This window comes from Mycobacterium sp. (genome assembly GCF_044223235.1).
GTDB lineage: Bacteria > Actinomycetota > Actinomycetes > Mycobacteriales > Mycobacteriaceae > Mycobacterium.
Map to the genome: position 1 here is coordinate 318,177 of NZ_JBGAME010000003.1, position 14,762 is coordinate 332,938.

Sequence of the window (14,762 nt, forward strand, 5' to 3'; positions counted from 1 at the left end):
TCGCTGCGCTGTCGGTCACGGCTAAGCGCCGAGGATCGCCTGGCCGCATACCCGGATGGTGTTTCCGGTGACGGCGTTGGAGGCCGGACTGGCGAAGTAGGCGATGGTCTCGGCGACGTCGACCGGCTGACCCCCTTGATAGAGGGAATTGAGCCGGCGGCCAACCTCGCGGGTGGCCAGCGGGATGGCTTCGGTCATCTTGGTCTCGATGAACCCTGGTGCGACGGCATTGATGGTGATCGCCTTGTCGGCGAGCACGGGGGCGAGCGCCTCGGTCAGCCCGATCATGCCGGCCTTGGTGGTCGCGTAGTTGGTCTGTCCGCGGTTGCCGGCGATCCCGGCCATCGACGACAGCCCGACGATGCGGCCGCCGTCGCCGAGGCTGCCGTTGGCCACCAGGCCCTCGCTGAGCCGTTGCGGTGCAAGAAGATTGACGGCCAGGACGGCGTCCCAGCGCGCCTCGTCCATGTTGGCCAGCAGCTTGTCGCGGGTGATACCCGCATTGTTGACCAGGATGTCGACGCGTCCGCCGTGCTGCTCGCGCAGATGGCCGGTGATGCGGTCGACGGCGTCGTCGGCGGTGACATCGAGCGTCAGCGCGGTCCCGCCGACGCGTGCGGCGGTCTCGCTCAGTGCCTCGGCCGCACTGTCGACGTCGACGGCCACCACGGTGGCGCCGTCGCGGGCGAAGACGTCGGCGATCGTCGCGCCGATCCCGCGTGCGGCGCCGGTGACCACGGCGACCTTGCCCGCCAACGGCTTATCCCAGTCGGCTGGGGGCGCCGAATCCGCCGCGCCCACCCGGAAGACCTGGCCGTCGACGTAGGCCGATTTGGCCGACAGCAGGAAACGCATTGTGGACTCCAGCCCGGTCGCGGCCGGTTTGGCCGCAGCCGACAGATACACCAGCGCCACCGTCGCGCCGTGCCGCAACTCTTTGCCCAGCGATCGGGTGAAGCCTTCCAGTGCCCGTTGCGCCACCCGTTCGTGCACGCTGCCGGTCTCTTCGGGGGTGGTGCCGACGACGACGACCCGCCCACAGGTCCCCAGGTTGCGCAGCAGCGGGGTGAAGAACTCGTACAGCCCCTTCAGTCCGGCAGCATCGGCGATCCCTGTGGCGTCGTACACGAGGCCGCCGAAGGAGTCCGCCCAGCGGCCGCCGATGTTGTTCGAGACCACGTCGTAGTCTCCGGCCAGCGTGGCGCGCAACGGCTCGACGACCCGACCCTCGCCGCCGACGAGCAGCGATCCCACCAGCGGTGGATCGCCGGGCCGGTACCGGCGCAGCGTCGCCGGCTGGGGGATGCCCAACTGCTTGGCGATGAATGAACCCGGTGCCGAGTGGACGAGTTGCGAGTACAGGTCGGTAGCCATATCACCGAACTTACTCCAGAGTAAGAACCGTGAGTAGTATTGGTTGACAAGCCGAGACCAACAGTGATCTCACAGTGGAGGCAACAGCCATGTCAGGCGCCGGTGACAACAAGACCATCCGACGGGTCGCCGTTCTGGGCGGCAACAGAATCCCCTTCGCCCGCTCGGATGGCGCGTATGCCAGTGCCTCCAACCAGGACATGTTCACCGCGGCTCTGGGCGGGCTGGTCGACCGGTTCGGCCTGGCGGGTGAGTCACTGGGTGCGGTTATCGGTGGGGCGGTGCTCAAGCACAGCCGGGATTTCAACCTCATCCGGGAATGCGTGCTGGGCAGTGCCCTGTCGCCGTACACGCCGGCGTGGGATCTGCAGCAGGCGTGCGGCACCGGGTTGCAGGCCACCATCGCCGCCGCCGACGGCATCGCCGCGGGCCGATACGACGTGGCGGCGGCGGGCGGAGTGGACACCGCCTCGGACGCCCCGATCGCCTTCGGCGACGACCTGCGCAGGGTGCTGCTGGGGCTGCGCAGGTCCAAGTCGACCGTGGACCGACTCAAGCTGGTGGGCAGGCTGCCTGCCTCGGTGGGGGTCGACATCCCCGTCAACAGCGAGCGGCGCACCGGCCTATCGATGGGCGAGCACGCGGCCATCACCGCAAAGCAGATGGGGATCAAACGCGTCGATCAGGACGAACTGGCCGCGGCCAGTCACCGCAACATGGCGGCCGCCTACGACCGCGGCTTCTTCGACGATCTGGTGACACCATTCCTGGGGGTCTACCGTGACAACAACCTCCGGCCCGATTCGACGACGGACAAGCTGGCAAAACTCAAGCCGGTGTTCGGTGTCAGGGCCGGCGACGCGACGATGACGGCGGGCAACTCCACCCCACTCACCGACGGTGCGTCGGTCTCCCTGCTCGCCAGCGAGGAGTGGGCGGCGCGGCATTCGCTGAACCCCCTTGCCTACTTCGTCGACGCGGAAACCGCGGCGGTCGACTATGTCAACGGCAGCGACGGCCTGCTGATGGCACCGACGTATGCGGTGCCGCGGATGCTCGCCCGAAATGGGTTGAGCCTGCAGGATTTCGACTTCTACGAGATTCACGAGGCGTTCGCCTCGGTGGTGCTGACGCATCTACAGGCGTGGGAATCGGAGGAGTACTGCAAGGGGCGGCTCGGTCTGGACAGCGCCCTCGGCGCCGTCGATCGAACGAAGCTGAACGTCAACGGGTCGTCATTGGCGGCCGGGCATCCGTTCGCGGCCACGGGTGGGCGGATCGTCGCGCAGCTGGCCAAACAGCTGGCCGAGAAGCGGCAGGAGACGGGCGGGCCGGTACGCGGGCTGATCTCGATCTGCGCGGCAGGGGGGCAGGGCGTCGCCGCGATCCTCGAGGCGTGACGGCCAGGTTTCTACGGTCGCGTGTAACGGTCTGGGCCGGCCTGGCGATACACGGATAGCTCCGTGTTGCCGTCTGACCCCCCGACCCGACGGCAGCACGGGGCATCTTCGATTTTGTTCAAATTTCCTCTGGTATCACCGCAGTTGGCGGCGTAGCATCGATCGCACGACGGGTTCGGGAGTGACTAATCCGAAGAGCCGGCAAGGGATGAAAGCCGGACGCGTGAGACAAAAATGAGACGCACCCACATGTCCTCCCGAACCCGCCCTTGTGTTTAGAGCAGTGTCCAATAGATCGGCCCGATCGGTGCCTCAACGAGATCGGTGCCGCTTGCGCGATCCGATGCACGCCGACGCAAATCTGCGGGCGCGGACGTCGCCGCCGCTGCCGGCGGAGCTGTCGATCGAGTGCTTCAGATGACTCACGCGGAGCAAACCTCGCGTTAGTGGAGTAGCGGGCTACTCTATTTGGCGGCTTCAGCCGCTCCTACACTCCCCTGAAACAATTCGGGGGAATGTCATGAGGTCAATGACGACGAACAGCGGTCCGATGTAAGGGCCGGCCGTGTACAGAATCTTCATCAGCCACGCGAGCTCGGAGCTCCGTGAAGCGAAGGCCCTCAAGGACTGGCTTGTAAAGCAGGACCCTCCGCTTGCCAACGAGATATTTCTCGACGCGGAAATGATGCGTCCGGGACTGCTCTGGAAAGAGCAGCTGAAGCAGGCGATGAAGAACTGCGAGGCGGTCGTCTGTATGACCTCGATCGATTGGGCCAATCGCCCCGAATGCGTCGCCGAATTCCGGACCGCGGAGTACCTCAACAAACGCATCTTCTGCGCTCGGCTGGAATCGTCCAGCGCCGATGAGGAGACCGAGGCGTGGCAACGTGTGGACCTGTTCGGTACCGATCAGGAAGTGAAGATCCTGCTCGACGATGGTGGTCCGCCCGTCGAGTTCTCCTCCGGAGGCTTACACGGGCTCAAAGAGGAAATCATCAAGAAGGGCATCGGCGCCGACTCGTTCGTATGGCCACCCCCGGATGAACCCGGCCGCGCACCGTATCGCGGTTGGGAGCCGTTGGAAGAAGTCGATGCCGCGGTGTATTTCGGCCGGGACGCCGAACTCATCAGAGCAATGGACAAGCTTCGTGGCATGCGCAAATCCGCGGCGGAGTCGCTCTTCGTCATACTCGGCCCATCGGGCACCGGTAAATCGTCATTCCTGCGGGCCGGGCTGCTGCCACGGTTACGCCGCGCCGACCGGGATTTCGTCGTTCTCGACAAGGTCGTCCGGCCCGAGCTCAACGTCCTGACCGGTAAGAATGGGCTCGCGGAGGCGATTTACGAGACGCGACGTCGCTGGGGTTTCACCTCGCCTCGGCTCGCCGACATCAAAGCTGCCTGTCTGACCGACCCCGGCAAAGTCCGCGATCTGTTGTTCGAAATCCAGTGCGCCGCGGCGAGTCCTGCTGACGACCCCGATCCCGGCGCGGATCTCGACACGGAGCAATCCCCACTTCCCACCATCGTCATACCCGTTGATCAGGCCGAGGAGCTTTTCAGCGAAGACGCGATCAACGAGGCGCCGATCTTCCTCGACATGATCGAGCGACACGCAGTGGCCGACTTGCCGCGACAACCGCCGATCGTGGCGATCACCATCCGTACCGACCGGCACCAGGCGCTGCAGACCGCGAAGCAACTGTCCGAGGCGAAAAGCGTGGTGTTCGACGATCTGAAACCGATGCCGCAGGGCCAGTTTCGGGAGGTGATACTTGGCCCCGCGCGACGAGCCAGCGATGGAGGGGCACGGCTGGCGATCGAGGCGGCCCTCGTCGAACAACTGCTGGCGGACTGCACCGACGGCGCCGACACGCTTCCGCTGCTGGCACTGACACTGGCCAGACTGTTCACCGACTATGGCCGCGACGGTGACCTGACACTGCACGAGTACACCCAGATGGGCGGGATGCGCAATGTCGTGCAGACCGAGGTCGACACCATTCTCGGCCACGACCCGACCAGAAAGCTGGACCGTCTCGAACTGTTGCGGCCTGCCTTCGTCCCCTGGCTCGCGACATTCAACCGGGACAGCAACATTCCCATTCGGCGGGTTGCCAAGTGGGATGCGCTTCCGCCGGCATCCAAACCCCTGCTGCAGCAGTTCGTCGACAGGCGCTTGTTGATGCGCGATGCCCGCGACGGCGGTGATGTCGTCGAGATCGCGCTCGAAAGTCTGCTTCGGCAGTGGAAGGAACTCAGCAATTGGCTTGAGGCCGAACGTGCCGACCTCAAGTTGGCCGACGACCTCAGGCACGCGGCCCTCGACTGGGACGAACGTGGCCGCGACGAGTCGGCCCTGTTCGTCGGACGACGGCTGGCCGATGCCGAGGAGTTGCTCGCCAGGCCCGACTTTCGTGAGCACCTGGAATCCGCCCGGGCATTTGTTGGGGCGTCGAAGGAGCGTGCCCGCGTACGCAGTCAACAGGATCGGCGTCGCAAACGTGCGTTCAGATCGTTGCTGGCCGTCGCCACCGCCGCCGCGTTGATCGCCGCGGTGATCGTCGTGCAACTCACGTCGAACATCAGACAGAACGCCGCATGGCAACTGGTGTCGGAAGCCGAGCAGATTCTGAAAGGCAGCCGGGAAGGGGGCGACGTTCAGGCCCTGCAAAAGCTGCTGGCCGCCGATGACCTCGGGGCGGCGACCGCCGAAGCAGTCGTCAATTCGCGACGGGACGTGCTCAAGATCTTCGAGAACCCGCCGCGGGAGGGATCCACCGGTGTCACTCCCGTGGTCAGCCTCGCGGTGCATGGGGACTTGATCGCAACGTCGAACGCCGATCACAAGGTACGAATCTGGGACACCGCCACCGGCTCGGTCAGGCAGCTGACCATCAGAGGCAATCAGGAGCCCCCAGCCGTGGCGTTCAGTCCCGACGGTACGTTGCTCGCGGCGGCAACCGGCGACAACGCCGTTCAGCTCTGGAGCATCGACGACGGTGAACCGGACGGCAAGCAGATCACGCAGCCGGAAAAGGTGTACAGCCTCGCGTTCAGTAGCGACAGTCGGCGAATCGCGACCGGCAGTGAGGACGGCACCATCCGGGTGTGGGACCGCGCGGGAAACCTTCTGGCCGAAAGCCGTTCAGCGAGTGAGAGGCGGGACGCGGTGTTGGCTGTGGCCTTCAGTCCGTCCTCGGTCGCCGGTGATGTCGTAGCGTCCGCCGGCAACGACGGGACGGTTCGGTTGTGGAATGTCGCCACGGACCGCACCCGCGAGTGGTCGGCTCCCAGCGATGTTCCGGTGAAGAGTGTGGCTTTCGATGCAACCGGTGAGCGGCTGGCGGCAGGGATCGCCGACGGGAGCATCCAGATCTTCGACGGGCGGACGCTGCATTCCGTCAGCTCAATTCCGGCGGCGCACGCCTACTCGGTGCTGAGTGTTGCCTACAGCCCCGACGGCAGCAGAATCGTTTCCGGGGGCGCCGACAACACGGTGCATGTGTGGGATGCCGCCACCAACACCAGGGTCGGCAATGCGTTGATCGGACACCACGGGCCGGTGACGGCGGTCGCGGTCACCGGGCAGGGCACCAGAATCGTCTCTGGAAGTGCGGACGGCTCCGTGCGGGTATGGGACGCGGTGACCGGACTCCCGACGCCCACCGGCCAAGGTGAGGTTCGCGGTGTGGCGTTCAGCAGCCACGGCCGGCTGATGGCGTCGGTCGGCACCGACGGCACGGTCCGCCTCTGGGACCCGGTGACCGCTGCGCCCCGAGGCCGGCTCGGAACTCCGTCCGACGACGGAGCCCGGACCCTCAATGCCATCGCTGTCAGTCCTGACGGGCAATCGGTTGTCACCGGGGGTCTCGACGGATCGATCCGGTTGTGGGACGTCGACCAGCCGCATCGGGTCAAGGCGCTGGTTCGTACCGCTGTCGATATGCAGTCCCTGCCGAGCCACCGGGTGCAAAGCGTCGCGTTCAGCGCCGACGGATTACTCATCGCGTCGGCCGGAATGGATGGCGAGGTTCAGCTCTGGCGTTCGGCTACCGGAGATCCGGTCGCGGGAGCGGTCGCGCACACCACCGACGAGCAGGGACTGGCCCATCCGTACCAGGTGTGGAGTATCGCGTTCAGCCCCGACGGCAGCAAGATCGTGACCGGCGCAGGCGGTGGCAGGAATCTGGTTCAGGTCTGGAACGTCGATCCGGGCGCCGACAAAGCGGACCGCTTGGTCGAGCGCGGCGATCCGATGGTCGGTCACACCCGCGACGTCTACAGCGTGGCGTTCAGCCCCGACGGCACCGTGATCGCGTCGGCCGGCGCTGACGGGACTGCACGCCTGTGGGACGTCGACACCGGCCGACAAAGCGGAAACTCGATGAGCATCGGGCAGAACCCGTTGTTCAGTGTGGCCTTCGCTCACAGCCATCCGTGGATCGTTGCCGGCAGTGAGGACGGGAAGGTCCGGCTGTGGAACATCGGCGGTGTGCAACCCGAACCGATCGGAACTCCCTTGGAAGGCCACAAGAACTGGGTCTACAGCGTGGCGTTCAGCCCCGATGACGCGCTGATCGTCTCGGGAAGCGCCGACGGGAACATCCACCTCTGGTCGGCGCCGACCGATCACCTGTCCGAGGTGATCTGCAGCAAGCTGGTGACCGATATGAGCGAAGAGCAATGGCACCAATGGATTTCAGACAGTTTTGTCATCCGCTACAAGAAGTTGTGCGCGCGGGTCGCCGATTCTCGGCGATAGCGATCGCGGTGCACGAAAGGAGGCATCCACCGTGATACTCGTCCATCGATTCCTGGCCGCCGTGGGTGGGACAGCAGTCATGATGTCCTCGGTTGCGGCCGCCACGGCATTCGCGCAGCCATCGGACCCCTGCCGGCTCTACCCCAGACCCAAAACGTGCGAGACGCCCACGATGACCGGCCCGACGGCGAAAACTCCGACGGTGAAGGGTACGCCGACTCCGGCGAAGCCATCCGCCCCTGGGCGGACGAACACCAGGGCCAGCGGGACGGCGATCGCCGCGATACCTACGGGGATCTCGTATGCGGTTCTGCAGGTGCAGCTGCCGTCAAGCCCCTCGTGACGACACGCACGAGGCCCCCGGGGTCACCCCGAGGGCCTCGTCGACGAAGCGGCACAAGACGTGTCAGAACGCCGCTTCGCTCAGCTCCATGACGTCGTTGTCGAGCTGTTCGATCACCTGGCGCGTGCCGGTCAGCAGCGGCAGGAAGTTCTTGGCGAAGAAGGACGCCACTGCGACCTTGCCCTCGTAGAAGGCGCGATCGTCGCCGCCGGACGTCCCAGGCGCCCCGGCCGCGGCATCGAGCTGTGCGATCGCCACGGCGCCATGCTGGAGCAGCAGCCATCCGATGACAAGGTCGCCGACACTCATCAGGAAGCGGACCGAACCCAGGCCCACCTTGTAGATGTTCTTCGGATCCTCCTGCGCCGACATGAGATAGCCCGTCAGCGTCGCAGCCATCGCCTGGACGTCGGTGAGCGCCGTCGCAAGCAGCGCGCGCTCGGTCTTGAGCCGACCGTCACCCGCCTCGTTCTTGATGAACTTGTCGATCTGGCCGGCCACATGCGCCAGAGCCACGCCCTTGTCGCGGACGATCTTGCGGAAGAAGAAGTCCTGCGCCTGGATGGCGGTGGTGCCCTCGTAGAGCGAATCGATCTTGGCGTCGCGGATGTACTGCTCGATGGGGTAGTCCTGCAGGAAGCCCGAACCGCCGTAGGTCTGCAGGCTCTCGGTGAGCTTGGCATAGGCCTGTTCCGAGCCGACGCCCTTTACCAGCGGCAGCATCAGGTCGTTGACCTTCACCGCCAGTCCCGCGTCGACGCCGTGCAGCGCCTCGGCGACGGCCGAATCCTGATAAGTCGCGGTGAACAGGTACAGGGCGCGTAAACCCTCGGCGTAGGCCTTCTGGGTCATCAGGCTGCGGCGCACGTCGGGATGGTGGGTAATCGACACGCGGGGTGCGGCCTTGTCGGTCATCTGGACCATGTCCGCGCCCTGAACACGGCTCTTGGCGTACTCCAGCGCGTTGAGGTAACCGGTCGACAGCGTCGCGATCGCCTTCGTGCCGACCATCATGCGGGCCTGCTCGATGACGTCGAACATCTGCGCGATGCCGTCGTGCACCTCGCCGACCAGCCAACCCTTGGCGGGGACGCCGTGCTGACCCAGCGAGAGCTCGCAGGTGGCCGAAACCTTCAGGCCCATCTTGTGTTCGACGTTGGTGACGAAGACGCCGTTGCGCTCGCCCGGCTCACCGGTCTCCGGATCGAACAGGAACTTCGGAACGAAGAACAGCGACAGCCCCTTGGTGCCGGGGCCCGCACCCTCGGGACGGGCCAGCACCAGATGGAAGATGTTCTCGAACATATCGTCGGAATCGCCGGACGTGATGAACCGCTTCACGCCCTCGATGTGCCACGAGCCGTCGTCCTGCTTGACAGCCTTGGTGCGTCCTGCGCCCACGTCGGAGCCTGCATCGGGTTCGGTCAGCACCATGGTGGCGCCCCAGCCGCGATCGGTGGCCAGCACGGCCCACTTCTTCTGCTCTTCGGTGCCGAGCTTGTAGAAGATGCTGGCGAAGCCTGCGCCGCCGCCGTACATCCACACCGCGGGGTTCGCTCCGAGCAGGTGTTCGTGCAGGGCCCAGACGAGTGCCTTCGGCATGGGCATGCCGCCGAGTTCCTCTTCGACGCCCACCTTGTCCCAGCCGCCGTCGATGACGGCGCGTACGGATTTCTTGAACGACTCGGGCAGCGTCACCGTGTGCGTCTTGGGATCGAATGTCGGTGGGTTGCGGTCGCCGTCGGCGAACGAATCCGCAACCGGCCCCTCGGCCAGCCGGGCCATCTCGCCCAGCATCTCGCGTACGGTATCCGCGTCCAGATCGCTGAACGCGCCCGCACCGAGCGCCTTGTCGAGGCCCAGCACCTCGAAGAGGTTAAATACCTGGTCACGGACGTTGCTCTTGTAGTGGGACACTTTTCCTCCTCGATGAGAACGCCACTCGCGGTTGGGCACTCTGGGTCAAGTTACCCACCAGTAACTGCGCCCAACTATACCGCTCGGTAACATCAACGCAAAGCTATCTTGAGCAATTTCCATGCACTAATCAACCCAGTGGTTGATCGGGGTTCGTTTAGCGGGGTGACACCCGCCCAACCAGGCCTTTTCAAATGGTGTGATGCTGGTCACATAAGAGGCTGGGGAGCGGGAGGAAACTGTCCGGTCGACCCCCTTGACCGGTCCCTAGCCGATCCGGGGTTTTCTGCTCACGCAGATCTCGAACATGGTCAGCGCGCGGCCCCGCCACGAGGATGGCCCGGTGACGCCGGCATGAAGCGCGTCGGTCCGGCGTTGCAGCGTCCGTGGGTATCGGGACGTGGCCGCAGCGCAATATCGCGTGTGAAGATGGAAGTTGATATGACCGCCAACCTCAGCCCATCGAGTCTTCGCGAGGCATTCGGGCATTTCCCGTCTGGTGTCATCGCGATCGCCGCTGAGATCGACGGGATCCGCACGGGGCTGGCAGCGAGCACGTTCGTCCCCGTATCCCTCGAGCCGCCCCTGGTGTCCTTCTGCGTGCAAAACACGTCCGCGACCTGGCCGAAGCTACGTGAGCTGCCATTCCTCGGTATCAGTGTGCTCGGCGAGTCACACGACGAGGCCGCCCGGGCGTTGGCCGCCAAGACCGGCGACCGGTTCGCCGGGCTGCGGACCGTGTCCACCGGCAGCGGAGCCGTGTTCGTCGAGGGCACCAGCGTATGGCTGGAGAGCTCGATCGAGCAGACGATCCCCGCCGGCGACCACACGATCGTGATCCTGCGGGTGAGCGGCATTACCGTTCACCCCGATGTCCCACCGATCGTGTTCCACCGCAGTACGTTTCGCCGGTTGGGCGCCTGACCGGCGGCTCGGCTCGCTACGGACGTTCGGCGAGTTCCTCGCGATAGCCCTTGATGCGCTGATCCAGCTCCGCGGCATCCTCCGGCCTGCCCTCTTTGCGAGCCAGTTCGGCGCGGGCCGTCAGCTCGCGGATGGCGGTGCGGATGTCGTTGACGCTGTGGGTTTGTCCCATGCCCATATTGCTGCCCTTCGTCGTTGATTGGCCGCTTGGCACGAGCCTACGCGCCTTTTGCGGTGAGGCCACGGATCGCACCCGAATCAGACGCGAGTATTTTCAGAAACTCGTCCGTTGCTTCACACTTCGTGAGCGGCTGCCGATCGTCAGCGCCTGAAGAGTTTGTTGCCGAGCCAGACGATCGGGTCGTATTTTCGGTCGGCGACCCGCTCCTTCATTGGGATGAGTGCGTTGTCGGTGATCTTTATGTGCTCGGGGCAGACTTCGGTGCAGCACTTGGTGATGTTGCAGTAGCCCAGGCCGAACTCGTCCTGTGCCATGTCCTTGCGGTCCAGGACGTCCAGCGGATGCATGTCGAGTTCGGCGATGCGCATCAGGTAGCGGGGTCCGGCGAACGCAGGCTTGTTCTCCTCATGGTCGCGGATCACGTGGCAGGTGTTCTGGCACAGGAAGCACTCGATGCACTTGCGGAACTCCTGGCTGCGCTCCACGTCGACCTGCTGCATGCGGTACTCGCCCGGCTGGAGGTCCTTCGGCGGGGTGAACGACGGGATCTCGCGCGCCTTTTCGTAGTTGTACGACACATCGGTCACGAGATCGCGCATCACCGGAAACGCGCGCAGCGGGGTGACCGTCACCGTCTCGGCGGGATCGAAGGTCGACATCCGGGTCATGCACAACAGCCGCGGTCGGCCGTTGATCTCGGCCGAACACGAACCACACTTGCCGGCCTTGCAGTTCCACCGAACCGCCAGGTCGGGCGCCTGGGTGGCCTGGATGCGGTGGATGATGTCGAGCACCACCTCGCCCTCGCTGACCTCGACCCGGTAGTCGTGCAGGTCGCCGCCGGTCTCGTCGCCGCGCCACACCCGCATGCTGGCTTGGTAGCTTCCTTGGGAGCCGCCCATCTCAGTTTCTCCGTTCCGGATGGTCGCCCAGTTCAGCGTCCGTGTAGTACTTCTCCAGCTCCGAGAGCTCGAAACAGTCCAGAAGATCGGGTCGCATAGGGACCTGCGACTCGGGTGTCACGCTCACATCGGGGACCAGAGCCGCCGTGGGGTCGCCCCCCGCCGCGCGGCACACCAGCAGCGTGTTGCGCCAGTCGGCGTCCATCTGCGGATAGTCATCGCGGGTATGGCCGCCGCGACTCTCGGTGCGCTGCAACGCGGCCTTGGCCACGCACTCGCTGACAAGCAGCATGTTGCGCATGTCGACGGCCAGGTGCCAGCCCGGGTTGAATTGCCGGTGGCCTTCGACGGTGACGTTACGTAGTCGGGCCTTGAGCTCCGCGAGTCGGGTCAGCGCATCCTCGATCTCGTCGGCCCGGCGGATGATCCCGACGAGATCGTTCATCGACTGCTGCAGCTCTTGGTGCAGCGTGTAGGGATTCTCGGCGTGGGGATGCTCGTCGAAGGGGGACAGGGCCATCTTTGCGGCGGCGTCTACGGCGTCGTCGGGGACCCTCGGCCGGTCGGCGAGCGCACGCACGTAGTCAGCCGCACCGAGGCCCGCGCGGCGCCCGAAGACGAGCAGGTCCGAGAGTGAGTTGCCGCCCAGCCGGTTGCTGCCGTGCATTCCGCCCGAGCATTCGCCCGCGGCGAACAGACCCGGCGTCCTCGCCGCCCCGCTGTCGGGGTCGACCTCGATGCCGCCCATGACGTAGTGGCAGGTCGGCCCGACTTCCATCGCGTCCTTGGTGATATCGACCTCCGCCAGCTCCATGAACTGGTGGTACATCGACGGCAGCCGGCGCTTGATCTCCTCGATGGGGATGCGCGAGGCGATGTCGAGATAGACCCCGCCGTGCGGGGTGCCCCGTCCGGCCTTGACCTCGGAGTTGATGGCGCGGGCCACCTCGTCGCGGGGCAGCAGGTCAGGGGTGCGCCTCGCGGAGTCGTTGTCCTTGAGCCATTGGTCCGCCTCTTCCTCGGTCTCGGCGTACTGGCCCTTGAAGACCGAGGGGATGTAGTCGAACATGAACCGCTTGCCGTCGGAGTTCTTCAGCACCCCGCCGTCGCCGCGCACACCCTCGGTGACCAGAATGCCCTTCACACTGGGCGGCCAGACCATCCCGGTGGGGTGGAACTGGATGAATTCCATGTTGATCAGCGTCGCGCCGGCCCGAAGCGCCAACGCATGTCCGTCGCCGGTGTACTCCCAGCTGTTGGACGACACCTTGAAGGATTTGCCGATCCCGCCCGTGGCGAGCACCACGGCCGGGGCCTCGAACAGGATGAACCGGCCCGACTCGCGCCAGTAACCGAACGCGCCGGCGATTCTGCGTTCACCGCCGGTCTCGTCGAGGATCAGCTCGGTGATCGTGCACTCCGCGAACACCTTGATCCTGGCCTCGTAGTCGCCCAGCTCGGCCTTGTCCTCCTGCTGCAGCGAGACGATCTTCTGCTGCATGGTCCGGATGATCTCCAGGCCGGTGCGGTCACCGACGTGGGCCAGGCGCGGGTAGGTATGGCCGCCGAAGTTGCGCTGGCTGATCCGGCCGTCCTTGGTGCGGTCGAACAGCGCGCCGTAGGTCTCCAGCTCCCACACCCGGTCGGGAGCTTCCTGCGCGTGCAGTTCGGCCATCCGCCAGTTGTTGAGGAACTTGCCGCCCCGCATCGTGTCGGCGAAGTGGACCTGCCAGGTGTCCTTCGGGTTGGCGTTCTTCATCGACGCCGCGCAGCCGCCCTCGGCCATCACCGTGTGCGCCTTGCCGAACAGTGACTTGCATACGACGGCGACGCGCAGGCCGCGCTCCCTGGCCTCGATCACCGCTCGCAGCCCGGCGCCGCCGGCTCCGATGACGATCACGTCGTAGGGATGCCGTTCCACCGCCGACGAGGCCCTCGGTCGAGGAGAACCCGGCTCAGCCATTTACCCTCACTTGCCTTTTCGTGCGTGCACTAGCGCTCATGTCAGCGAGATCTTCGAGATTGTCAGCCAATGAATCTCAGATCCGAAATGGTGTTGCTGGCAACCAGCATGACGTAGAAGTCGGTCAGCATCAGAGTGCCGAGGGTGATCCACGCGAACTGCATGTGGCGGGTGTTGAGCTTGCTGATCTGCGTCCAGATCCAGTAGCGCACAGGATGTTTGGAGAAGTGCTTGAGCCGGCCGCCGGTGACGTGCCTGCATGAGTGGCAGGACAGCGTGTACGCCCACAGCAGGATGACGTTGAGGGTGAGGATGACGTTGCCGAGACCGAATCCGAAGCCCGACGGCGAATGGAAGGCGGTGACGGCGTCGTAGGTGTTGACCAGCGAGATGAGCACCGCGACGTAGAAGAAATAGCGGTGGAAGTTCTGCATGATGAGCGGGAAGCGAGTCTCTCCGGTGTATTTCGCGTGCGGCTCGGCCACCGCGCATGCCGTCGGGGACTGCCACACCGACCGGTAGTAGGCGCGCCGGTAGTAGTAACAGGTCAGGCGGAACAGTAGAAGGAACGGCAGTGAAATGAACGCCATCGGGATGAACCACGGCAGTTCGCCGACCCACGTGCCGAAATGGCTTGACCCCGGCGCACACGCCGTGCTCACGCACGGTGAGTAGAACGGTGTCAGATAGTGGTATTCGGGAACCCAATACGCGCTGCCCCAGAATGCGCGCACGGTCGCGTAGATGACGAATGTGGCCAGGCCCAGGTCAGTCAGCAGCGGGGCCTTCCACCACCGATCGGTACGCAGTGTGCGCTGGGGAATTGCAGCGCGGTTGGACGAGAAGACGCCCGTCCCCGGGCGGTCAGCGGTGGGTGCGCTCAAGGCTCCCTTTCCTGTATCGGTCGCAGACCACGCGGGTGCGCGAAGCCGGTTCCTCGGCGGTTCCGTCAGTTCCTGCTCGCATGTTGTCTATCGGATGCGGGGCATTCCG

At 65.2% G+C, this 14,762-nt stretch carries 9 protein-coding genes; 3 read left to right on the top strand and 6 right to left on the bottom strand.

What is annotated here, in order from left to right; all coding sequences use genetic code 11:
• Nucleotides 1-21: 21 nt before the first annotated feature.
• Nucleotides 22-1,374, bottom strand: a complete 1,353-nt coding sequence (locus ADBZ6K_RS07260) for a 3-oxoacyl-ACP reductase (protein WP_526345194.1) — start codon at nt 1,372-1,374, stop codon at nt 22-24.
• Nucleotides 1,375-1,463: 89 nt separating this feature from the next.
• On the opposite strand from ADBZ6K_RS07260, the gene ADBZ6K_RS07265 reads away from it, so the two are divergent.
• Both ADBZ6K_RS07265 and ADBZ6K_RS07270 read left to right on the top strand, forming a co-directional pair.
• Nucleotides 1,464-2,774, top strand: a complete 1,311-nt coding sequence (locus ADBZ6K_RS07265; RefSeq protein WP_526345195.1) for an acetyl-CoA C-acetyltransferase — start codon at nt 1,464-1,466, stop codon at nt 2,772-2,774.
• Between the two features lie 565 nt (nt 2,775-3,339).
• A complete protein-coding gene (locus ADBZ6K_RS07270) occupies nt 3,340-7,539 on the top strand; it encodes an NACHT and WD40 repeat domain-containing protein (protein ID WP_526345196.1) in 4,200 nt (1,399 codons plus the stop codon).
• A 406-nt stretch (nt 7,540-7,945) separates the two neighbouring features.
• Here ADBZ6K_RS07270 and ADBZ6K_RS07275 read toward each other — a convergent pair whose 3' ends face one another.
• Entirely contained in the window at nt 7,946-9,799 is a 1,854-nt protein-coding gene (locus ADBZ6K_RS07275) for an acyl-CoA dehydrogenase family protein (RefSeq protein ID WP_526345197.1), read from the bottom strand.
• A 429-nt stretch (nt 9,800-10,228) separates the two neighbouring features.
• Between ADBZ6K_RS07275 and ADBZ6K_RS07280 the strand changes: the two genes are divergently transcribed.
• Nucleotides 10,229-10,723, top strand: coding sequence for a flavin reductase family protein (locus tag ADBZ6K_RS07280; protein WP_526345198.1), 495 nt, complete (start codon nt 10,229-10,231; stop codon nt 10,721-10,723).
• 16 nt (nt 10,724-10,739) lie between these two features.
• Here the strand turns inward: ADBZ6K_RS07280 and ADBZ6K_RS07285 are convergent, their stop codons facing one another.
• From ADBZ6K_RS07285 to sdhC, 4 genes are all read right to left on the bottom strand, one after another.
• The gene (locus ADBZ6K_RS07285) at nt 10,740-10,895 is read right to left on the bottom strand and encodes a hypothetical protein (protein WP_526345294.1); all 156 of its coding nucleotides are present in this window, start codon (nt 10,893-10,895) and stop codon (nt 10,740-10,742) included.
• A 149-nt stretch (nt 10,896-11,044) separates the two neighbouring features.
• On the bottom strand, nt 11,045-11,806 hold the full coding sequence (locus ADBZ6K_RS07290) for a succinate dehydrogenase/fumarate reductase iron-sulfur subunit (protein ID WP_526345199.1): 762 nt from the start codon (nt 11,804-11,806) through the stop codon (nt 11,045-11,047).
• Between the two features lies 1 nt (nt 11,807).
• The gene (locus tag ADBZ6K_RS07295) at nt 11,808-13,769 is read right to left on the bottom strand and encodes a fumarate reductase/succinate dehydrogenase flavoprotein subunit (protein WP_526345200.1); all 1,962 of its coding nucleotides are present in this window, start codon (nt 13,767-13,769) and stop codon (nt 11,808-11,810) included.
• Nucleotides 13,770-13,831: 62 nt separating this feature from the next.
• Entirely contained in the window at nt 13,832-14,653 is an 822-nt protein-coding gene (gene sdhC / locus ADBZ6K_RS07300) for a succinate dehydrogenase subunit SdhC (RefSeq protein ID WP_526345201.1), read from the bottom strand.
• Between the last annotated feature and the right edge of the window lie 109 nt (nt 14,654-14,762).

What these genes read in the sequence shown, in the direction of transcription:
- ADBZ6K_RS07260 (WP_526345194.1), bottom strand. Translation starts at nt 1,374, where the DNA reads ATGGCTACCGACCTGTACTCGCAACTCGTCCACTCGGCACCGGGTTCA.
- ADBZ6K_RS07265 (WP_526345195.1), top strand. Translation starts at nt 1,464, where the DNA reads ATGTCAGGCGCCGGTGACAACAAGACCATCCGACGGGTCGCCGTTCTG.
- ADBZ6K_RS07280 (WP_526345198.1), top strand. Translation starts at nt 10,229, where the DNA reads ATGGAAGTTGATATGACCGCCAACCTCAGCCCATCGAGTCTTCGCGAG.
- ADBZ6K_RS07285 (WP_526345294.1), bottom strand. Translation starts at nt 10,895, where the DNA reads ATGGGACAAACCCACAGCGTCAACGACATCCGCACCGCCATCCGCGAG.
- ADBZ6K_RS07290 (WP_526345199.1), bottom strand. Translation starts at nt 11,806, where the DNA reads ATGGGCGGCTCCCAAGGAAGCTACCAAGCCAGCATGCGGGTGTGGCGC.
- ADBZ6K_RS07295 (WP_526345200.1), bottom strand. Translation starts at nt 13,769, where the DNA reads ATGGCTGAGCCGGGTTCTCCTCGACCGAGGGCCTCGTCGGCGGTGGAA.